The organism is Amycolatopsis sp. NPDC003861, assembly GCF_053605405.1.
In genome coordinates, this window is sequence record NZ_JBSGJD010000153.1 from 1 (window position 1) to 23,850 (window position 23,850).

Genomic DNA, 23,850 nt, shown 5'->3' on the forward strand with positions numbered 1-23,850 from the left:
CTGGTCGGCGGGCGCGGTGGAGCTGCTCACCGAGCCGCGCGAGTGGGTGGCCGACCAGTCCACTTGGGACGAAGGAGCGTCGATGTGCAGGGTCCGCGGGAGGACGCCGTGCTGCATGGCCAGGACCATCTTGATGACCCCGGCGATGCCCGCGGCGGCCTGGGTGTGGCCGATGTTGGACTTCACCGAGCCCAGCCACAGCGGTATTTCGCGGTCCTGACCGTAGGTGGCGAGCAGGGCCTGAGCCTCGATCGGGTCGCCCAGTTTGGTGCCCGTGCCGTGCGCCTCGACCGCGTCGACGTCCGAAGTGGACAGACTGGCGTCGGCCAGCGCGGCGCGGATGACCCGCTGCTGGGACGGACCGTTCGGCGCGGTCAGGCCGTTGGAGGCGCCGTCGGAGTTCACGGCCGAGCCGCGGACGAGCGCGAGGACCCGGTGACCGTTGCGGCGGGCGTCCGACAGCCGCTCCAGGAGCACGAGCCCCGCGCCCTCGCCCCAGCCGGTGCCGTCGGCCGCGTCGGCGAACGCCTTGCAGCGGCCGTCCGAGGCCAGGCCGCGCTGCCGGCTGAACTCGACGAAGGTCGCCGGGGTGGACATCACGGTCGCCCCGCCGGCGAGCGCGAGATCGCACTCGCCCCGGCGCAGCGCCTGCGCGGCGAGGTGGATCGCGACGAGGGACGACGAGCACGCCGTGTCGACGGTCAGCGCCGGGCCTTCGAGGCCGAAGGCGTAGGCCAGCCGGCCGGACACGACGGCGGCGGCGTTGCCGGTGCCGATGAAGCCGCCGACCTCCTCGCCCGCCGCGCCGAGCAGGCCCGCGTAGTCCTGGCCGTTGGTGCCGGCGAACACGCCGGTGCGGCTGCCGCGCAGGGTGTGCGGGTCGATCCCGGCGCGTTCGAAGACCTCCCAGGTGATCTCCAGCAGCAGGCGCTGCTGGGGGTCCATGGCGAGGGCTTCGCGTGGCGAGATCCCGAAGAAAGCGGCGTCGAACTCCGCTGCGGCGTCGAGGAATCCGCCCTCGCGGACGTAGCTGTGGCCGCTCTTGCCCGGGTCGGGGTCGTAGAGGGCGCCGAGGTCCCAGCCGCGGTCGTCGGGGAGGCCGGTCATCGCGTCGACGCCGTCGGCGACGAGGCGCCAGAGGTCTTCCGGCGTGGCGACCGAGCCGGGGAACCGGCAGCCCATGGCGACGAGCGCGATCGGCTCGTCGGCTCGCACCGGCGCCGTCCCCGATCCGGCCGGTTCCGGCCGGCGGCCGAGCAGTTCGCGGTGCAGGTGCCGGGCCAGCGCGGCGGGTGTCGGGTGGTCGAACACGCACGTCGCGGGCAGGTTCAGCCCGGTGGCGGCGCCGAGGCGGTTGCGCAGTTCGACCGCGGTCAGGGAGGTGAACCCGCTGTCGGAGAAGGCACGGTCGCCATCGACGGCGGCGGCATCGGGATAGCCGAGCACGGCCGCGACGTGCGTGCAGGTCAAGTCGAGAAGCTTGCGCTCGGCGTCTGTTTCGGACAGTCCACTGAGGAGTCCCGCGGACTCGGCTTTCGGGCTCTCGACGGGCTCACCGAACAGCGGCCGCGGCCGGACAGCTCGCAGCTTCGGGAGATAGACGTCCCAGTCGAGATCGGCCACCACGGCCAGCGGGTCGCTGCTTGCGGCTTCCCTCATGAGGGCGTCGAGAGCGAGGCCGGGTTCCAAGGCGCCGACCCCGGCGGCACGCAGCCGCCGTTGCGCTTCGGCGTCGCCCGCGGCCATCCCCTCGCCGGCCCACGGACCCCAGGCGATCGAGACGGCGGGCAGCCCGGCGGCCTGCCGCTGCTGGGCGAGCGCATCGAGGTGCGCATTGGCGGCGGCGTAGCTCCCCTGCCCCGCGGCGCCGAACGCGCCGGCCATCGAGGAGAAGAGGACGAAGGCATCGAGCTCACCGGTGAGCGCGGACAGGTTTTCGGCGGCGGTCACCTTCGCCCGCAGGACGGCATCGAAGCGCTCGGGCGTGAGGGCATCGATGACACCGTCGTCGAGAACACCGGCGGCGTGCACGACGGCCCGGAGATCGTCGGGGAGAACGGCGGCCAGGGCATCCCGATCGGCAGCATCACAGGCGACGATCGAGACACCGCAGCCGAGGGCGGTGAGTTCGCGTTCGAGGTTCGCCGCTCCCGGCGCTGCGGGCCCCCGGCGGCTGAGCAGGATCAGGCGTTCGGCGCCGGCGGTGGCCAGCCGCCGGGCAACTTGGGCACCGAGGGCGCCCGTGCCACCGGTGACCAGCACGGTGCCCCGCGGCTGCCAGCCCAGGCCGGCGGCGACGGAGCGGCGGTCTTCCCCCTGGGCGTCGGTGGCCGGCATGGGGACCCGGGGGTGGCGAGCCGGGCCGGGGGTTGCGGGGCGGCGTTCCAGGCGGCGGGCGAAGATGCCCGAGGGGCGGAGGGCGACCTCGTCTTCCGTGCCGGTGAGCATTGCGGCCAGGCGGGTTCGGGCTCGGTCGTCCAGGGTGGCCGGTAGGTCTATCAAGCCGCCCCAGCGCTGGGGGTGCTCCATTGCCGCCGTTCGGCCCAAGCCCCAGACCTGGGCCTGGACCGGTGCCTCGACGCCGTCGGCCCGGGTCGCCGCGACCGCTCCGCGGGTCAGGCACCACACGCGTCCGCTTGTTCCGAGATCGCCCAGCGACTGGAGGAGGGTCGCCGTGCCCGCTGCGACTCCGCGGCCTCCGTCAGCCAACGCCAGCAGGGAAAGTACACCGTCCACTTGGGATTCGCCGATGGCTTCGCGGAGGCGTTCGGTGAACTCCGCGCGTGGCAGCCGGGGGTCGACGCGGACCGGGGTGAGGCGGGCGCCGCGCTCGAGGATCGTCTGTGCGACGCCGGCCACGACACCGGACTCGCCCTCTTCCGGCACGATCAACAGCCAGTGCCCGGTCAGCGCGGCGGCGTCCGGTGTGACCGGGCGCCAGGCGATGCCGTAGCGCCAGGAATCCACCGTCGACTCCTGGTGGCGGCGCCGGTACCACGCCGCCAGTGCCGGGGTGACCGCCTCGGCGACGTCCGCTTCCAGGTCCAGTTCGGCCGCCAGCTTGCCGCTGCGGAGCACTTCCCAGAAGCCGGAGTCGCCCCCGGGTGCCGCCGTGCCGGGCTCTGGGGCGAGCCAGTAGTTGCGGTGCCGGAAGGCGTACGTGGGCAGGTCGATGCGGCGGCCGTCCGGGAAGAACGGTGTCCAGTCCACGTCCACGCCGTTGACGTGAGCAGTGCTCAACGCCGAGAGCAGTGCTCTCGTTTCAGAGCGGTCTCGCCGCAACGCCGGGATCGCCGTGCCGCCGACCATGGCGCTGAGGACGCCGTCGGGGCCTAGCTCGAGGAACACGTCGGCGCCGGCGCCCTGGAGGGTGGCCATGCCGTCGGCGAAGCGGACCGTCTCGCGCACGTGCCGCACCCAGTAGTCGGCCGTGAACGTCGAAGCGAGAGCACCGCTCACATTCGAGAGCACCGGTATCTGGGCTGGGTGGTACTGGAGCTGCTCGGCGATCGCGCGGAAGTCGGCGAGCATCGGGTCCATCAGCGGCGAGTGGAACGCGTGGCTCACCGGGAGGCGCTTGGTCTTGGGGAACTGGGCGGCGATCGCGAGGACCGCGGACTCCTCGCCGGAGATCACGACCGACTCGGGACCGTTCACCGCCGCGATGGCGACGCCCTCGGTCAAGGTGATCGCGGACTCGGGAGCGGCGATCGACACCATCGCACCACCCGCCGGGAGCGCCTGCATCAGCGACGCGCGGGCGGCGACCAGGCGGCAGGCGTCTTCGAGGGAGAGGACACCGGCGACGTGCGCGGCCGAGATTTCGCCGATCGAGTGGCCAGCCACGAAGTCCGGGCGCACACCGAAAGATGAGAAAAGCCGGAACAGCGCCACCTCGACAGCGAACAACGCCGGTTGGGTGAACTCCGTCCGATCCAACAGAGACTGATCGCCGAACGCCGCCCGCAACGACGGATCGAAGTGCGAAAGGACTTCATCGAAAGCCGCGGCATAGACCGGGAACCGCTCATAGAGCTCCAGGCCCATCCCGGCCCGCTGCGCCCCCTGGCCGGTGAACAACACCGCCAGCCGCCGGTCCGGCCGCGCGACTCCGGTCACCGGCGGGTTCTCCAGCGCCGCCAGGAGCTCCTCACGGTCTTCGCCGAACACGACAGCACGGTGCTCGAGCGCCGCCCGCCCCTTTACCAGCGAGAACCCGACGTCGACCGGCGACAGCGACGGGTTGGCCTCGACGTGCGCACGAAGGCGGCCGGCCTGGGCGGCGAGCGCGTCGGCGTCACGCGCGGACAGCAGCCACGGCACCAGACCGGGGACTTCAGGGCGCTCCATCGCAGGCGCAGCGGCCGGGGCCTGCTCGATGATCGTGTGCGCGTTGGTCCCCGAGATGCCGAACGACGACACGCCGGCCCGGCGCGGACGGCCGGTTTCGGGCCAGCGGCGCGCGTCGGTGAGCAGCTCGATCGCGCCGGATTCCCAGTCGACGCGGGACGAGGGCGCGTCGACGTGCAGCGTGCGGGGCAGGACGCCGTGCCGCAGCGCCATCACGACCTTGATCACCCCGGCGATGCCCGCCGCGGCCTGGGTGTGGCCGATGTTGGACTTGAGCGAGCCGAGCCACAGCGGCGTCGACCGGTCCTGCCCGTACGTCGCCAGGAGCGCCTGGGCCTCGATCGGGTCGCCCAGCGAAGTGCCCGTCCCATGGGCTTCGACCGCGTCGACGTCCGAAGTGGACAGACCGGCTCCCGCCAGCGCGGCGCGGATGACCCGCTGCTGGGACGGGCCGTTCGGCGCGGTCAGGCCGTTCGACGCGCCGTCGGAATTCACCGCCGACCCGCGGACGAGCGCCAGGACTTCGTGGCCGTGCCGCCGGGCGTCGGACAGGCGCTCCAGCAGCACCAGGCCGGCGCCTTCGCCCCAGCCGGTGCCGTCCGCGGCCTCCGCGAAGGCCTTGCACCGGCCGTCGGAGGCGAGGCCGCCCTGCCGGTCGAACTCCACGAACATGCCCGGCTGCGCCATCACCGCGACCCCGCCGGCCAGGGCGAGATCGCACTCGCCGCGCCGCAGGGCCTGGACCGCCCAGTGCAGGGCGACCAGCGACGACGAGCAGGCCGTGTCGATCGAGACGGCGGGCCCTTCGAAACCGAACGTGTAGGAGACTCGGCCGGAAACGACGCTGGTCGCGTTGCCGGTCAGCAGGTGCCCTTCGACGCCGGCCGCGACCTCGGCGACGCCGCTACCGTACGCCTGGTGCGCGGCGCCGACGAAGACGCCGGTGCTGCTGCCCCGCAGCGACCGCGGGTCGATCCCGGCGCGTTCCAGTGCCTCCCACGAGATCTCCAGCAGCAGCCGCTGTTGCGGGTCCATCGCGAGGGCTTCGTGCGGGGAGATGCCGAAGAACTCGGCGTCGAAGCCGCCGGCGTCGTGGACGAACCCGCCCTCGGCGGCGCCCAGGGCCGCGAGGTCCCAGCCGCGGTCGGCGGGCAGCGCGGTGAGGGCGTCCCGGCCGGTTTCGACCAGGCGCCACAGGTCTTCCGGCGACGTCACTTCGCCCGGGTAGCGGCAGCTCATCGCGACGATGGCGATCGGGTCGCCGTCGGTGACCGTCGTGATCGCCGTCGTCGTCGCCGGTCCGGCGTCGCCGGCCAGCTCCGCCTGCAGCAGCGCGGCGAGGGCCTGCGGGTTGGGGTGGTCGAAGATGACCGTGGCCGGCAGGCGCAGGCCGGTCACCGCGGTGAGGCGGTTGCGCAGCTCGACGGCGGTCAGGGAATCGAAACCCAGGTCCTTGAACGCCTTGGCGGGCTCGACGGCGTCGGCGCCGTCGTGGCCGAGGACCGCCGCGACGTGCGTGCGGACGAGGTCGAGCAGGAACCGGCGGACGTCGTCGGCGCTGAGCCCGGCCAGTTTCGCGGCGAGCCCCTCGGTGCCGGACGGCAGCCCGGCCGCACGGCGGGTCCGCACCCGGACCAGGCCGTGCCACAGAGCCGGCAGGTGCTCGGCTTGGGCGCGCAGCGCGGCGAGGTCGACGCGGACCGGGACGACGCACGCGGCGCCGGCGACCTGGGCCGCGTCGAACAGCGCCAGGGCCTCCGCGGTGCCGAGGGCACCGATGCCGGACCGCGCGATCCGCGACAGGTCCTCGTCGTCGAGGGCGGCGGTCATGCCGCTCGCTTCGGCCCACTGGCCCCAGGCGAGGGAGACGCCGGGCAGGCCTTCGGCGCGGCGGCGGGCGGCGAGGGCGTCGAGAGCGGCGTTGGCGGCGGCGTAGTTGGCCTGGCCGGCGGCCCCGGCCACCCCGGCGAGCGATGAGTACAGCGCGAACCAGGCCAGGTCACGGTCGCGGGTCAGTTCGTGCAGGTTCAGCGCGGCGTCGACCTTCGGGCCGAGGACGGCGTCGATCCGCTCGGGGGTGAGCGACTCGACGACGCCGTCGTCGAGCACGCCCGCGGTGTGGACGACGCCGGTCAGGTGCACCGGGCCGAGCAGCGCTTCGAGCTCGGCCCGGTCGGCGACGTCACAGCGCTCTATGCGCACATCGGCGCCGCCGGCCGTCAGTTCGGCGACCAGTTCCGCCGCGCCCGGGGCGTCCGGGCCGCGGCGGCTGACCAGCAGGAGGTTCTTGACGCCGTGGGTGGCGACGAGGTGGCGGGCCAGGAGGCCGCCGAGGGTGCCGGTGCCGCCGGTGACGAGGACGGTGCCGCCGGGATCCGGCGCGGCGGGAACGGTGAGGACGTTCTTGCCGACGTGCTTGGCCTGGCTGATGAAGCGGAAGGCGTCGGGCGCACGGACGACGTCCCAGGCCTTGGTGGGCAACGGGTGCAGCTTGCCTTCGGCGAACAGCGTCAGCAGGGTGCGGAGGATCTCCTGGATGCGGTCCGGACCGGGATCGCCGAGGTCGAACGGGAGGTAGGTGACGTCCGCGAGGTCGCGCAGGTCCGTCTTGCCCATTTCGAGGAACCGGCCGCCGGGCTTGAGGAGGCCGAGCGAGGCGTCGATGAAGGGGCCGGTCAGCGAGTTGAGGACGACGTCGGTTTTGGCGAACTTCGCCGCGAAGTCGAGGTCCCGCGACGACGCGAGGTGGGTGACGCCCAGAGCGCGGACGGCGTCCTGTTTGGCCGGGCTGGCCGTGGCGAACACTTCGGCGTGCACGCTCCGGGCGAGCTGGACGGCGGCCATCCCGACCCCGCCGGCGGCCGCGTGGACGAGCACGGACTGGCCGGCTTCGAGCCGCCCGAGGTCGAAGAGGGCGTAGTAGGCGGTGACGAAGGCGACGGGCACGGACGCGGCCTGGGCGAAGGTCCAGCCGTCCGGAACGGGAACGAGCAGCCGGGCATCGGTCACGGCCTGGGGGCCGAACGCGCCGGTGAACAGGCCGAAAACCCGGTCCCCGACGGCGATTCCGGTGACGTCCGGCGCGACTTCGGTGACCACTCCGGCGGCTTCGGACCCGAGCACGGCGGCCGGATCGGGGTACATGCCGAGCGCGATGAGGACGTCCCGGAAGTTGATCCCGGCGGCGCGCACGGCGACCCGGACTTCGCCCGCGGCGAGGTTCGGTGCCGGTTCCGGTTGGAGGACGAGGCCGTCGAGGGTGCCGCCGGTGGTGGTGAGCCGCCAGGGCTCGCCGGGGATGGTGAGGGTGCCGCTGTGGGCGCGGGCGAGCCGCGGGGCGGTGAAGACGCCGTCGCGGACGTCGACCTGCGGTTCTTCGGGCAGGGTGACGAGGTCGGGCGGGGTGGAGCCGTCGAGATCGAGCAGCTGGAAGCGGCCGGGGTGTTCGGTCTGGGCGGACCGGACGAGCCCCCGCGCGGCGGCGGCCGCGGGCTCGGTGTCGGCGTGGCGGGTGAGGAGGACGAGGCGGCCCGGCCGTTCTTCGGCGAGCCAGGTTTGGACGAGGGTGAGGGCTTCGTGGGTGGCTTGCCGGATCTCGTCGGCGGTAATGGGGGCGAAGACGAGGTCGGCGTCGGTGTCCAAATCGGACACTGTGGGCAGGCCGAAGTCGTTGCGGCCGAAGAAGACGGCGTTGGTCGGCGGCCCGGCGGGGATGGGCGTTCGGTCGAGGCGGAAGAGCGAGCCGTCCGGCACGGGGGTTGCGGCGGTGATGGGGCGGAGGGTCAGGGATTCGATCGCGGCGACCGGGCCGCCGGTCTGATCGCAGACCGTGACGGAGACGGCGTTGTCCCCGGCCGGGGCGAGCCGGACGCGGAGGGCGGTGGCGCCGGCGGCGTGCAGGGTGACGCCGCTCCAGGAGAACGGCATGCCGCCGGAGTTGGCGGGGTTGCCGCTGACCGGGGTTGCGCCGGTGGGCTCGCCGGAGTTGGCCGAACTGCCGCCGACCGCGATAGCGCCGGTGGGCTCGCCGGGGCTAGCCGGGCTGCCGCCGACCAGGGTTGCGCCGGCGGAATCGCCGGGGCTGGGGGCTCCCGAGGCGGCGAGGCCCAGGGGGTGCAGGGCCGCGTCGAGGAGGGCCGGGTGCAAGCCGAAGGCCGTTGCGTCCGGGTGGAACTCCTCTGGGAGCTCCACCTCCGCGAAGGTCTCGTCGCCTCGGCGCCATACCCGGCCCAGGCCGTGGAATGCCGGGCCGTACGTGAAGCCGAGGGTTTCCAGCTGGTCGTACAGGCCTTCCGTCGAGACGTCAGCGGCCCCGGGCGGGGGCCACTCCGTCAGCTCGGCCGCCGGTCGGGGGCCGGTGGCGAGGAGGCCGCCGGCGTGGCGGGTCCACGTGTCCTGGCCCGGCGCCGCGCCGTCGTCCGGGGTGGAGTACAGCGTCAGCTCGCGGCGGCCCGTTCCGTCCGGCGGTCCGACGAAGACCTGGATCGCCACCCCGCCTCGTGCCGGCAGGACCAGGGGCGCTTCGAGGGTCAGTTCGTCGACGACCTCGCAGCCGACCTGGTCGCCCGCCCGGACGGCCAGCTCCAGCAACGCCGTCCCCGGGACCAGGACCGTCCCGCCCAGGGCGTGCCCGGCGAGCCACGGCTGCGTCTCCACCGACAGCCGCCCGGTGAAGACGACGCCGTCGTGCCCGGCCAGGCTTACCGCCGCGCCCAGGAGCGGGTGGTCCAGCGCTCCCAAGCCGAGCGAACCGGCGTCACCGGGGGCGACGCCGCCGCGGGGCCAGAATCGCTCCCGCTGAAAAGCATACGTGGGCAGGTCGATGCGGCGGCCGCCCGGAAAGAACGGCGTCCAGTCCACGTCCACGCCGTTAACGTGAGCAGTGCTCAACGCCGAGAGCAGTGCTCTCGTTTCAGAGCGGTCGCGCCGCAACGCCGGGATCGCCGTGCCGCCGACCATCGCGCTGAGCACGCCGTCGGGGCCAAGCTCCAGGAACACGCCGACACCGGCAGCCTCCAAAGTGAACACTCCGTCGGCAAAGCGAACGGCTTCTCGCACGTGGCGGACCCAATACTCGGCGGTGAACGTCGAAGCGAGAGCACCGCTCACATTCGAGAGCACCGGTATCTGCGCCGGGTGATACGTCAAGGCCTCGGCGATCGCGCGGAACTCGGCGAGCATCGGGTCCATCAACGGCGAGTGGAACGCGTGGCTCACCGAGAGACGCTTGGTCTTGGGGAACTGGGCGGCGATCGCGAGGACCGCGGACTCCTCGCCGGAGATCACGACCGACTCAGGGCCGTTCACCGCCGCGATGGCGACATCCTCGGTCAAGACGATCGCGGACTCCGGGGCGGCGATCGACACCATCGCACCACCCGCCGGGAGCGCCTGCATCAACGACGCACGAGCGGCAACCAAGCGACAGGCATCCTCCAGGGAGAGGACACCGGCCACGTGCGCGGCCGAGATCTCGCCGATCGAATGACCAGCCACAAAGTCCGGGCGCACACCGAAGGACGACACCAACCGGAACAGCGCCACCTCGAGCGCGAACAACGCCGGTTGGGTGAACTCCGTCCGATCCAACAGCGACTGATCATCAAAAGCCGCCCGCAACGACGGATCGAAGTGCGAAAGAACCTCATCGAAAGCCGCAGCATAGACTGGGAACCGCTCGTAAAGCTCCAAACCCATCCCGACCCGCTGCGCACCCTGGCCGGTGAACAACACCGCCAGCAACGCATCCGGATCGGCAGTACCGACGACCGCGTCCTCGATGTGCGCAAGACCCTCCCGCAGCGACGCACGATCAGCACCGAGCACCACCGCGCGCCGAGCCAGGCGGGCCCGGGTCACCGCCAGGGAATAACCGCCGTCGAGCGGGTCCGGGTCGGCGTCCAGGAGCCGCTGGGCCTGCTCGCGCAGCGCCGCGTCACTCGCCCCGGAGAGCACCCAGGGCAGGAGCTCACCGGTGAGAGGCGCCGGAGGGGCAACGACCTCCGGGGGCGCCTCCTCCACGATCACGTGCACGTTCGTCCCGCTCACCCCGAACGCCGACACCCCGGCCCGGCGCGGCACGTCGCCGGCCGGCCACGGGCGGGCCGAGGTCAGCAGCGACACCGCACCCGCCGACCAGTCCACTTCGGACGACGGGGCGTCGACGTGCAGCGTGCGCGGCAGCACCTCGTGCTGCAGCGCCAGCACCATCTTGATGACGCCCGCGATCCCGGACGCCGACTGCGTGTGCCCGATGTTCGACTTCAGCGCCCCCAGCCACAACGGCCGGTCGGCGGGCCGATCCTGACCGTACGTCGCCAGCAGGGCCTGGGCCTCGATCGGGTCACCCAGAGCAGTCCCGGTGCCGTGCGCCTCGACCGCGTCGACGTCCGAAGTGGACAGACCGGCGTTCGACAAAGCAGTACGGATGACGCGTTGCTGAGAAGGGCCGTTCGGGGCGGTCAGGCCGTTCGACGCGCCGTCGGAGTTGACCGCCGAACCGCGGATCACACCGAGGATGCGGTGCCCGTTGCGCTGGGCGTCGGACAGCTTCTCCAGCAGCACCATGCCGACGCCCTCGCCCCAGCCGGTGCCGTCGGCCGCGTCGGCGAAGGACTTGCAGCGGCCGTCCGAGGCGAGGCCGCGCTGGCGGCTGAACTCCGCGAACGCCAGCGGGCTCACCATCACCGTGACTCCGCCGGCCAGCGCGAGGCCGCATTCGTCCTGCCGCAGCGCCTGACAGGCCCAGTGCAGCGCGACCAGCGACGACGAGCACGCCGTGTCCACGGTGACCGACGGCCCCTCCAGCCCGAAGGTGTAGGACAGCCGCCCCGACATGACGCTGGGCGCCTCGCCGGTCAGCAGGTAGCCCTCGGAGCCGGTCGCGGCCTGCAGCGTGCTGCTGTAGCCGGACGCGTTCGCGCCGATGAACACGCCGGTCCGGCTGCCGCGCAGCGAAAACGGGTCGAGCCGGGCGCGTTCGAGGAGCTCCCAGGACGTCTCCAGGAGCAGGCGCTGCTGCGGGTCCATGGCCAGCGCTTCGCGCGGCGAGATGCCGAACAGCCCGGGGTCGAACGAAGCCGCGTCGTGGACGAAGCCGCCTTCGAGCGCCTGGGCGCCTTCGGGACCGTACATGCGCGAGACGTCCCAGCCGCGGTCCTCCGGGAAGGGCGACATCGCGTCGGTGCCGCCCACGACCAGGTCCCACAGGTCCTCCGGCGAGGCGACACCGCCCGGGTACCGGCAGGCGAGGGAGACGATGGCGATCGGCTCCTGCTCCCCCGCCTCGGCCGCCTGCAGCCGTTGCCTGGTCTGGTGCAGGTCGGCGGTCACGCGCTTGAGGTACTCGAGGAGCTTGTCCTGCTCTGCCATCGCCAACCTCATCCGTTCGTCCAAGTCAGGGCGTCAGTGCGCCGGCGGCGGGGAGACCCCGAGCTCGTTGTCGATGAACGCGAACACCTCGGCCGCCGAGGCGTCCGCGAGCTGCGCCTGCCGCGGCGCCGCGCGGTCGCCGCTCCACTGGCTCAGCAGGGACTTCAGCCGCATCTCGACGCGCATCCGGACGTTCTCGTCCGGCTGCGCGAGGTCCGTCAGCGACGCCTCCAGCCGGTCGAGCGCGCCGAACGCCGAGTCCGCGGGTGTGCCGCCGGGGGCGATCCCGGCCGCGAGGAACCGGGCCAGCGCGATCGGCGTCGGGTGGTCGAAGACGGCGGTGGCGGCCAGCCGGAGGCCGGTGGCCTGGCGCAGCCGGTTGCGCACCTCGACCGCGGTCACCGAGTCGAACCCGAGGTCGCGGAACGGCCGGGTGCTGCCGATCGCATCGGCGCCGCGGTGGCCGAGCACGGCGGCGGCTTCGGTGCGGACCAGGTCGAGCACGGCCCGGTCGCGTTCGGCTTCCGGCAGCCCGGCCAGCCGCTCGCGCCACCCGGCCGCGCCTTCGTCGTGCCGTTCCTGCTCCACTTCGAGCTGGTCAAGCACCCGGCGAACCGCGGGCAGGTCCTCGATCAGCGGACGCCGCCGCGACGCCGTGAAGGCGGGGACGAACCGGTCCCAGTCGACGTCGGCCACGGCCAGGAAGGTCTCGTCGCGGTCGAGCGCGCCCTGCAGCGCGGCCACCGCCCGCTCGGGCACCATCGGCCGGAGACCACGGCGGCGCAGCTGCTGCTCGCCGTCGTCGGAAGCCATGCCGCCCCCGGCCCACAGCCCCCAGGCCACCGACGTCGCCTTCGCCCCGCGGGCGCGGCGCTGCTCGGCGAGGGCGTCGAGGTAGGCGTTCGCGGCGGCGTAGGCGCCCTGGCCCGCGCTCCCCCAGACGCCGGAGTTGGAGGAGAACAGCACGAACGCTTCGAGGTCGTCGCCGAGCAGGGCGTCCAGGTGCGCGGCGCCCGCGACCTTGGCCGCGAGGACGTCTTCGAACTCGTCCGGGCCGGTCTCGGCGAGGGTGCTCGACTGCGGCAGCCCGGCCGCGTGCACGACGGCCGCCGGCGGGTGCCCGAGGCTACCCAGCAGGGCTTCGACGGCCTTGCGCTCGGCGACGTCGCAGGCGGCGATGGTCACCGCGCAGCCGTACCCGCGCAGTTCCTCGGCCAGTTCGGCCGCGCCGGGCGCGTTTTCGCCCCGGCGGCTGGTGAGCACGAGGTGGTCGGCGCCGGAGCGGCCCAGCCAGCGGGCGACGTGCGCGCCGAGCGCCCCCGTGCCGCCGGTGACCAGCACGGTGCCCCGCGGCCGCCACGGCTCGCCCGCCGGTGCGGGACGCGCCGGGCGCAGCCGCCGGGCCAGGATGCCGTGGTCGCGGAGGGCGAGCTGGTCCTCGCCGCCGGGCTCGGCGAGCAGCCCGGCCAGCCGGTCCGCGGCCCGCTCGTCGAAGGTGGCCGGCAGGTCGATCAGCCCGCCCCAGAGGCCGGGGTATTCCAGGCCGATCACGCGGCCGACGCCCCAGAGCTGCGCCGGGACGCTCGACGCCGGTGCGTCGGCGGGCCCGGTGGCCACCGCGCCGCGGGTGAGCAGCCAGAGCGGGGCGTCGATCCCCGCGGCGGCCAGTGCCGGGGCGAGCGCGGCCGTCGCGGCGACCCCGGTCGCGAGCAGCGGGTGCCCGGGCAGCGGGGTTTCGTCCGATCCCAGCAGGGAAACGACGCCGGCGTACTCCCCCGGCGGCAGCTCCTCCGGCGACGCGGTGACGACGTCGGCGCCGCGCGAGGCGAGGGCGTCGAGCACCGCCGACCGGCCGGGTCCGGCGGGTACCAGGGCGAGCCAGCGACCGGACAGCAGCGGCAGGGCGGGCTCGGCGACCGGCACCCAGCCGACCTTCAGGCACCAGGAGTCCACTGTGGAGCGTTGGGTGCGCCACCGGGTCAGGGCGGGCAGCACTTCGTCGAGCGCGCCCTGATCGACCCCGAGGACCCCGGCGAGGTCGTCGGTTTCTTCGAGCGCCGTCCACAGCCCGTCGTCCGCCGGGGCCGCGGGAGCCGGGTCCAGCCAGTACCGCTGGTGGTCGAAGGCGTACGTCGGGAGCGGGATCAGCCGGGCGCCTTCGCCGAACGCCGGCGTCCAGTCGACGTCGACGCCGTGCACCCAGGCCTCGGCGAACGAGGTGTACAGCCGGTCGAGCCTGCCGTCGCCGCGGCGCAGCGTGCCGGTGACGACGGCTTCGTCCACAGTGTCCTCGACACTCATCGTGAGCACCGGGTGCGGACTGCATTCGATGAACGTGTCGTAGCCGTCCGCGGCCAGCTGCCGGGTGGTCGCGTCGAACAGCACCGGATTGCGCAGGTTGGTGTACCAGTACGGGCCGTCGAGCCCGGCGGTGTCGATCGGTTCGGCGGTCACCGTGGAGTAGAAAGCGATTTCCGCCGACCGCGGCGAAACCGGGACGAGCAGCTCGCGCAACTCGGCCTCGATCGCCTCGACCTGGACGGAATGCGACGCGTAGTCCACCGGGACCCGCTTCGCGCGGATGCCGTCGGCTTCACAGGACTCGATCAGCGCGTCCAGGGCGGAAGGCGAGCCGGAGACCACCACCGCGGCCGGGCCGTTGACGGCCGCGACCGACAGTTCGTCGGTGAGCCGTGGCTCGACCGCGGTCAGGGGCGCCGCGACCGACACCATGCCGCCGTGTCCGGCCAGGGCCAGGATCGCCTTGCTGCGCAACGCGACCACGCGGGCACCGTCCTCGAGGGACAGCGCGCCGGAGACCACGGCGGCGGCGATCTCGCCCTGGGAATGGCCGATCACGGCGTCCGGGGAAACCCCGTGGGCGCGCCACACTTCGGCCAGCGACACCATGACCGCGAACAGCGCGGGCTGCACGACGTCGACGCGCTGGAGCATGGCTTCGTCGCCGAGGACGTCGGGCAGCGACCAGCCGGCGAACGGCGCCAGCGCGCGTTCGCAGGCCCGCATGCGGGCCGCGAACGCCGGCGACGTGTCCATCAGGTCCAAAGCCATCCCCACCCACTGCGAGCCCTGCCCGGGAAAGACGAAGGCGACCTTGCCCCCGCGGCGGGCGCTGCCCCGGACCAGGCCGGGGACGGCCCGGTCGTGGGCGAGCGCGCCCAGCGGGTCGTGGCCGTCGGGAGCCACGACCACCGCCCGTTGCTCGAACGTAGACCGCGATTTCGCGAGGGAGTACCCCACATCTGCGGCCCGGACCCCCTGTGCGGCCCCTACCCGCGCCCGCAGCCGGCGGGCCTGCGCGGCCAGCGAAGCGGGCGTTTTCGCGGACAGGACCCAGGGCACCGGGCCGGTCGCGACGGGCCCGGACGGCTCCGTCGCGACCGGCTCCGGTGCGGCTTCGAGGACCGCGTGAGCGTTGGTCCCGCTCATCCCGAACGACGACACGGCGGCCCGGCGTGGCCGGCCGGTCTCCGGCCAGTCGCGGGTTTCGTCCAGCAGCCGGACGTTCCCGGCCGTCCAGTCCACATGGGACGACGGTGTGCCCGCGTGCAGCGTGCCCGGGAGGACGCCGTGGCGCAGGGACAGCACCATCTTGATGACGCCGGCGACGCCGGAAGCGGCCTGGCTGTGCCCGATGTTGGACTTCACCGAGCCGAGCCACAGGGGGTTCGCCCGGTCGCGGCCGTAGGTGGCCAGCAGGGCCTGGGCCTCGATCGGGTCGCCGAGGGTGGTGCCGGTGCCGTGGGCTTCGACGGCGTCGACGTCGGCGAAGGTCAGCCGGGCGTTGGCCACGGCCTGGCGGATGACCTGCTGCTGGGCGGGCCCGTTCGGAGCGGTCAGGCCGTTGGACGCGCCGTCCTGGTTGACCGCCGAGCCGCGGAGCACGGCCAGGACCTCGTGGCCGTGCCGCTGCGCGTCGGCGAGCCGTTCGACGAGCAGGACGCCGGCGCCCTCGGCCATGCCCATGCCGTCGGCGTCGTCGGAGAACGCCTTGCAGCGGCCGTCGGCGGCGAGCGCGCGCTGGCGGCTGAACGCGACGAACGACGCCGGGGTCGACATCAGCGCCACCCCGCCCGCGAGGGCCATCGTGCACTCGCCGTTGCGCAGCGACTGGCAGGCCAGGTGCAGCGCGACCAGGGACGACGAGCACGCCGTGTCGACGGTGACGGCCGGGCCGGTCAGCCCGAAGGTGTAGGAGATCCGGCCGGAGACGACGCTGGCCGCGCCGCCGGTCAGCAGGTGCCCGGCCGAGCTGTCGGGCTGGGCGAGGCCGATGCCGTAGTCGGCGTAGTTGGTGCCGACGAACACGCCGGTCGCGCTGCCGCGGAGGCTTTCCGGGTCGAGGCCGGCGCGTTCCATCGCTTCCCACGACGTCTCCAGCAGCAGGCGTTGCTGGGGGTCCATGGTCAGCGCTTCGCGGGGTGAGATCCCGAAGAAGCCCGGGTCGAAGTCGCCGGCGTCGTGCAGGAACCCGCCGTGGCGGGTGTAGCTGGTGCCGTCGTGGTCCGGGTCGGGGTCGTAGAGCGCGTCGACGTCCCAGCCGCGGTCGGCCGGGAACCCGGTGATCGCGTCGCCGCCGGTGGTGATGAGGTCCCAGAGGTCCTCGGGGCTCTTGACGCCGCCGGGGTAGCGGCAGCTCATGGCGACGATGGCGATCGGCTCGTCGTCGGCGACCGCGACGACGGTCTCGCTCCGGGTGGCGCCGAGCAGGAATTCGGTGATCCGCTCGGCGGTCGGGTGGTCGAAGGCGAGGGTGGCGGGCAGGCTCCGGCCGGTTTCGGCGGCGAGGCGGTTGCGCAGTTCGACGGCGGTGAGCGAGTCGAAGCCGAGTTCCCGCAGGGCGACGCCGGGGGCGACGGCGTCCGGGCTGTCGTGTCCGAGCACGGCGGCCGCGGTGGCGCGGACCAGGCCGAGCACGGCCCGGGCGCGGTCGGCCGGGGCGACACCGGTCAGCCACCCCGTCTTGACCTGCGGCTTTTCCACGGTCAGCGCCCGACGCACCTCGGGCAGTTCGTCGAGCAGCGGGCGCGGTCGCAGGGCGGTGAAGACGGGCGCGAACCGGGCCCAGTCGACGTCGGCCACGGCGAGGAAGGTGTCGTCGTCGGCGAGGACCTGGCGGAGGCCCGCGAAGGCGAGGTCGGGGTCGAGGAACGGCAGGCCCTGGCGAAGGAGGCGGCTCGCGTCGAAGTCCTGGTTCGCTTTGGCGGGGTTGGGGGCGTTCCAGACGCCCCAGGCGAGCGACGTGGCGCGCAGGCCGCGGGCGCGCCGACGCTGGGCTAGGGCGTCGAGGTGGGCGTTGGCCGCGGCATAGGCGGCGTGGTCGCCACTGCCCCAGACGCCGGCGATGGAGGAGAAGAGGACGAAGGCGTCGAGGTCCCGGTCGAAGACGGCGTCGAGGACTTCGGCGCCTTGGACCTTGGCTTTGGCGACAGCGGCGAAGGCGGCGACGTCGGTGGCGTCGATCGAGGCGAGCTCGATCAGCGCGGCGGCGTGGATGACGGCGCGGATGTCGTGGGCTTCGGCGAGGGCTTCGACCTGGGCGCGATCGGTGACGTCGCAGGTGGCGAAGGTGACGCCCGGTTCGGGGTCGGCTTGGCTGCCGTGGCGGCTGGCGAGGATGACGTGCTCGGCGCCGACGCCGCGGAGCCAGCGGGCGATCCGCGGGCCGAGGGCACCGGTGCCGCCGGTGACCAGGACGGTGCCGGTCAGGGACCAGGTGCCGGGGACGGTGCGCGGCGGCGCCGCGCGGACGAGGCGGCGGACGAGGACGCCGGAGGGGCGGACGGCGAACTGGTCTTCGTCGCCGGGGGTCGCGAGGATGGCGGCGAGCCGTTCCCCGGCACGGACGTCGGGAGCGGCCGGAAGGTCGATCAAGCCACCCCAGCGGTTCGGGTACTCCAAGCCGATCACGCGGCCCAGGCCCCAGATCTGCGCCTGCGCGGGCGAAGGCGAGTCCGTGTCGACGGCGCCCGACGTCAGCAGCCACAGGGGCGCGTCGATTCCCGCGTCGCCGAGGGCCTGGGCGAGCACCAGCGTCCCCGCCACCCCGGACGGCAGCTCGGGGAACTCCGGGTGCGGCCCTTCGTCGAAGCCCAGCAGAGACACCACGCCCGTCACCGGCCCGGCTTCGCGCAGCCGGGCGGCCAGGCTCTCGCGGTCGCCGGTCGCGAGCAAGACCTCACAGTCGAGCGTGTCCACAATGGACGTCTCTTGTCCGGGCGCCGCCACGGCCAGCCAGCGTCCGGACAGCGCGCCCATCGGCTCGGCGGCCGGACGCCAGCGGACGTCGTAGCGCCAGGAATCCACAGTGGACTTTTCGCGAGCCGTCCGGCGCCAGTCGCTCAAGGCGGGCAATACCTCGCTGAGCGGAACGTCGGGGTCGACGCCGAGCGTTTCCGCGAGAGATCCGCTCTCGACAGCCTCCCAGAAGCCCGGATCCGCGACGACCTCGGCCGGGGTGCCGGGCTTGAGCCAGTAGTGCCGGTGCTGGAACGCGTACGTGGGCAGATCGACCCGCGCGGCATCGGCGAAGTACGGTGTCCAGTCGACCTTGACGCCGTTCACGTGCGCTTCGCCCACCGACAGCGCGAAGCGGTCCAGGCCGCCGTCGCCGCGACGCAGCGAACCGAGGGTGGTCACGTCGTCCCCGATCGCCGGGACCAGCACGGGGTGCGGCGACACCTCCACGAACGTCCCGAAACCCGCGCTCTTCAGCTGCTCGACCGCAATGTCCAGCCGGACGGTGCTGCGCAGGTTGGTGTACCAGTATTCGGCGTCGAGGGCCGTGCCGTCGAGCCACTCGCCGGTCACGGTCGAGAAGAACCCGGCGTGGGCCGCGCGCGGGGTGATCGGGGCCAGCACCTCGAGGAGTTCGTCGCGCAGCTGCTCCACCTGGACGGAGTGCGACGCGTAGTCCACCGGAATCCGGCGCGTGCGCACCTCGCAGGCCGCCATGAACTCGTCGAGCGCACCGGGCTCGCCGGACACGACCGTCGCGGAGGGGCCGTTCACCGCGGCGATGCCGATCCGCTCTCCCCACGGCGCCACGAGCGACGCGGTCTGCTCACGCGACGCGGCCACCGAGACCATCCCGCCCGCGCCCGACAGGGCAAGAATGGCCTTGCTGCGCAGCGCGACCACGCGAGCACCGTCCTCGAGGGACAGGGCACCGGACACCACCGCCGCGGCGATCTCGCCCTGGGAGTGGCCGATCACCGCGTCCGGCCGCACGCCGTGAGCGGCCCACAGCTCGGCCAGGGACACCATCATCGCGAACAGCGCCGGCTGCACGACGTCGACGCGGTCCAGTTCGACCGAATCGAGCAGCGAAAAGCCGGTGTACGGCTCGAGCGCCCGGGAACACTCGGTGTACCGCGCGGCAAAGACCGGAGAGGTGGCCAGGAGATCGTCGGCCATCCCGGCCCACTGGGCACCCTGCCCGGGGAAGACCATGGCGACCTTGCCGCTCCCGGCGACACCCGAAACGACGTGCGGCGCAGGCGTTCCGTCGGCCAGGGCGCGCACCCCGGCGAGGAGGCGCTCCCGATCCGTCCCGACGACGACGGCCCGATGCGCAAAGGACGACCGGGTCGTCGCCAGCGAGAACGCGACGTCGCCCGGTGAAGAGTCCACAAGAGACAGGCGAGCGGCCTGTGACCGCAACGCCTCCGGCGACTTGGCCGACAGCACCCACGGCACCAAGCCGGACGAACCACCCGGGGAAGAACCGACGGGCGCGGCCTCCTCCAGGATGACGTGGGCGTTGGTGCCCGAGATGCCGAACGACGACACCGCACCCCGCCGCGGCCGCTCGGCGGTCCACTCCCGGCCCTCTTGGAGCAGTTCGACCGCGCCGGCGGTCCAGTCGATCTTCGCCGACGGCGTCCCGGCGTGCAGGGTCGGCGGCATCCGCCGGTTCCGCAGCGCCATGACGAGCTTGATGACACCGCTGACCCCCGCCGCGGCCTGCGTGTGCCCGATGTTCGACTTCACCGAACCCAGCCACAGCGGCTCCGGCCGGTCCTGCCCGTACGTGGCCAGCAGGGCCTGCGCTTCGATCGGGTCACCCAACGCCGTGCCGGTCCCGTGTGCTTCGACCAGGTCGACGTCCACAGTGGACAGGCGGGCGTCGGCGAGGGCATCCCGGATCACGCGCTGCTGGGACGGGCCGTTCGGCGCGGACAGGCCGCTGCTCGCGCCGTCCTGGTTCACCGCCGAGCCGCGGATCACCGCCAGCACCGGGTGGCCGAGGCGCTGCGCGTCGGCCAGCCGCTCGACCAGCAGCATGCCGGCACCTTCGCCCCAGCCCGTGCCGTCGGCGCCGTCGGCGAACGCCTTGCAGCGGCCGTTGCCGGACAGCCCGCCCTGGCGGCTCATCTCGGTGAACATGTCCGGGTTGACCATCACCGCCGCGCCACCGGCCAGCGCGAGGTCGGACTCCTCGCGCCGCAGCGACTGCACCGCCAGGTGCAACGCCACCAGCGACGACGAACACGCCGTGTCGACGGTGACCGACGGCCCCTCCAGGCCGAGGGTGTAGGAGATCCGGCCGGACAGGACGCTGGTGGCGGTCCCGGTCATCAGGTGCCCGGCGACCGCCTCGGCCTCCTCCCCCGCGCCGGTCCCGTAGCCTTGGGACGCCGCGCCGACGAACACCGCCGAACGGCTGCCGCGCAACGTCTCCGGCACGATCCCGGCGCGTTCGAGAGCCTCCCAGGACGTCTCCAGCAGCAACCGTTGCTGGGGGTCCATGGCCAGCGCTTCGCGTGGCGAGATGCCGAAGAAGCCCGCGTCGAACTGGCCCGCGTCGTGCACGAAGCCGCCTTCGGCGACGAAGCCCGCGTCGTGCGCGTCCGGCCAGCCGCGGTCGGCGGGGAACCCGGACATCCCGTCGCTCCCGGAATCGACCAGCCGCCACAGGTCCTCGGGCGAGCGGACGCCGCCGGGGAACCGGCAGGCCATCCCGACGATCGCGACCGGAGCCGACCCGGCGTCCTCGACCTCCTGGACGCGCTTGCGGGCGCGCCGGAGGTCCGCGGTCACCTTCTTCAGGTACTCCCGGAGCTTCGCGTCGTTGTCCATCAGGCCCCATCCCGTCGCGTGCCGTCCATTCAGGACAGTCCGAGTTCGTTGTCGATCAGGTCGAAGATCTCGTCGTCGCTCGCGGAGTCGAGTTCGGTGTCCTCGTCCCCGGCCGCGCCCCGGCGGCGGGCGAGCAGGGTCTCCAGCCGCGCGGTGACGCGGCGGCTGTCCCCGGCGCGTTCCAGCAGCCGGTCCAGTTCCTCAAGCACTGCGGCTTCCGGGTCGGCGGCGGTGGGGGCGAGCCCGGCGAGCAGGTGCGCGGCGAGGTCGGCGGGCGACGGGTGGTCGAAGATCAGCGTGGCGGGCAGCCGCAGCCCGCTCTCGGCGGTGAGCCGGTTGCGCAGCTCGACCGCGGTGAGCGAGTCGAAGCCCAGGTCGAGGAAGCCGCGGCTGCCTTCGACGTCGGCGGCCGAGCCGTGGCCCAGCACCGTGGCGACGTGCCCGCGCACGACGTCGAGCAGGAACTCGCCGCGCTCGGCCTCGGGCACGCCCGCCAGCCGCTCGGCCAATGCGGGGCCGTCGACCGGCACAGCCGCCGAAGCGGTCCGGCGCGCCGGGGCCCGCACCAGCGACGCGAACAGCGGCGGCAGCCCGGACTGCGCGCTCAGCGCGGCCGGGTCGAGCTGCAGCGGCAGCAGGGCCGGTTCCGGCCGGGCCGCCGCGACGTCGAACAGGTCGAGGCCGCGGTCGGCGGTGAACGGGACGAACGCGGACCGCGCCAGTTTCGCGAGGTCGGCTTCGCGGAGCATGCCGTCGGTGGCCCACGGCCCCCACCCCAGCGACCCGGCCGGGAGCCCCCGGGCCGCGCGGTGCTGCGCGAGCGCGTCGAGGAACGCGTTCGCCGCGGCGTAGTTGCCCTGGCCGGGGCTGCCCAGCGTGGCCGCCGCCGAGGAGAACAGGACGAACGCCGAAAGGCCCCGGTCCCGGGTGAGTTCGTGCAGGTTCAGCGCCGCGTCGACCTTCGGCCGCAGCACCGCGTTCAGCCGCTCGGGCGTCAAGGACGCGACGACGCCGTCGTCGAGGACACCGGCCGCGTGCACCACGCCGGTCAGCGCCGGGATTCCGGCCAGCACGGCGGCCAGCTCCCGGCGGTCGGCGGCGTCGGCGGCCACGACCCGGACGTCCGCGCCGAGGTCCCGCAGCCCGGCGGCCAGTTCGGCCGCGCCGGGAGCGTCCGGTCCGCGGCGGCTCAGCAGAACCAGGTCGCGGACGCCGTGCCCGGTGACCAGCCGCCGGGCGACCAGGCCGCCCAGCGCGCCGGTGCCGCCGGTGATCAGCACCGTGCCGTCGCCGAAGGACGGCGGCATGGTGAGCACGACCTTGCCGACGTGCTTGGCCTGGCTGACGAACCGGAACGCCTCGGGCGCGCGCCGGACGTCCCAGGTCCGCACCGGCAGCGGCGTCAGGGCACCGGCCTCGAACAGCGCGAGGACCTCGGTGAACAGCTCCCGGATGCGGTCCGGACCGGCTTCGACCAGGTCGAACGCCTGGTACCGGACACCCGGGTGGGTGGCGGCGACGGCGCCCGCGTCGCGCACGTCGGCCTTGCCCATCTCGAGGAACCGCCCGCCGCGCGGCATCAGCGCGAAGGAGGCGTCGACGAACTCATGGGTCAGGGCGTTGAGCACGACGTCGACGCCCCGGCCGCCACTGGCCTCGCGGAACAGCTCCGCGAACCCGGTCGTGCGCGAGGAGGCCAGGTGCGCGTCGTCGAGCCCGGAGGCGCGCAGGACGTCCCACTTGCCGGGACTGGCGGTGGCGTAGACCTCGGCGCCGAGGTGGCGGGCCAGCTGGATGGCGGCCATCCCGACGCCGCCGGCGCCCGCGTGCACCAGCACGGACTCGCCCGCCCGCAGCCCGGCCAGATCGACCAGGCCGTAGTAGGCGGTGAGGAAGACGATGGGCACCGACGCGGCTTCGCTGAACGACCAGCCGTCGGGGATCTTCGCGAGCATCCGCTGGTCGGCGACCGAACGCGGGCCGAAGGAGCCGGGGAAGAAGCCCATCACCTGGTCGCCGGGGGCCAGCCCGGTGACGCCTTCGCCGCATTCGAGGACGACGCCGGCGCCTTCGATGCCCATGAGCGGTTCGCCCGGGTACATGCCGAGGCCGATGAGGACGTCGCGGAAGTTCATCCCGGCGGCGCGGATGGCCACCCGGACCGTGCCCGGTTCGAGGGTTTCCGGCAGCGGGTTCGGGACGAGCGCGAGGTTCTGCAGGGTGCCGCGGCCGGTGCTGTCGAGCCGCCAGGTGCCTTCGGGCGGCTGGAGCAGGGTGCCGGTGCCGGCGCGCACGAGCCGTGCGGCCAGTGCGCGGCCGTCCCGCAGCGCGAGCTGGGGTTCCCCGGAAGCGACCGCGCCGAGCAGTGCCGCCGAGCGCGGGTCTTCGTCGTCGAGGTCGACCAGGACGAGCCGGCCGGGGTTCTCGAACTGCGCCGACCGCAGCAGGCCCCACACGGGCGCGGCGGTGAGGTCGGGGACGCGGTCGCCGTCGGCGGCACCGACCGCGCCGCGGGTCACCAGGACCAGCCGGGCGGTGGTGAACCGCTCGTCGGCCAGCCACTCCCGGACCAGCTCGAGCGCGAAGGCGGCCCGCTCGCGCGGCTGCGTCGAGTGCCGGATCGCGGAAAACACGTACTGCGGTTCTTCGCCGCTTTCTTCGGTGCGGCGACCGAGTTCCGCGAGGTCCACACAGGACTCGACGACCCCGGCCGAGGCGAGCCCGGCCGCCAGGCCGAGCGGGTCCGGGCCGACGACCGCGTACCGGCCGCCCGGGGTGTCCGGCACCGGAACCGGCGTCCACTCGACCTGGAACAGCGCGTCGCTGTCCGGCCCGTGCAACTGCTCGGCCGACACCGGACGCAGGACGAGCGCGGCCACCGAAGCGACCGGGGCGCCGGTCGTGTCGGCGACGTCGACGGCCACCGCGTCCCCGGCACCCGGCCGCAGCCGCACCCGCAGCGCGGTGGCGTCGACCGCCGGGAACCGATCAACCAGAACTTGCTTCGCTGGCTCCCAGTTCTCACAC

The 23,850-nt window shown here is 73.7% G+C and carries 2 protein-coding genes and 1 pseudogene; all 3 read right to left on the reverse strand.

Translation table 11 applies throughout. The features are described 5' to 3' along the window. Positions 1–11,682 (reverse strand): type I polyketide synthase (locus tag ACWEVN_RS31015; RefSeq protein WP_452053633.1); only part of this gene is annotated, 11,682 nt, incomplete at its 3' end. Positions 11,683–11,754: 72 nt separating this feature from the next. Further along, positions 11,755–20,811, reverse strand: a pseudogene (locus ACWEVN_RS31020) (type I polyketide synthase); the annotation flags it as partial. A gap of 41 nt (positions 20,812–20,852) precedes the next feature. Beyond that, a partial coding sequence (locus ACWEVN_RS31025; RefSeq protein WP_452053632.1) for an SDR family NAD(P)-dependent oxidoreductase occupies positions 20,853–23,850 on the reverse strand: 2,998 nt, incomplete at its 5' end.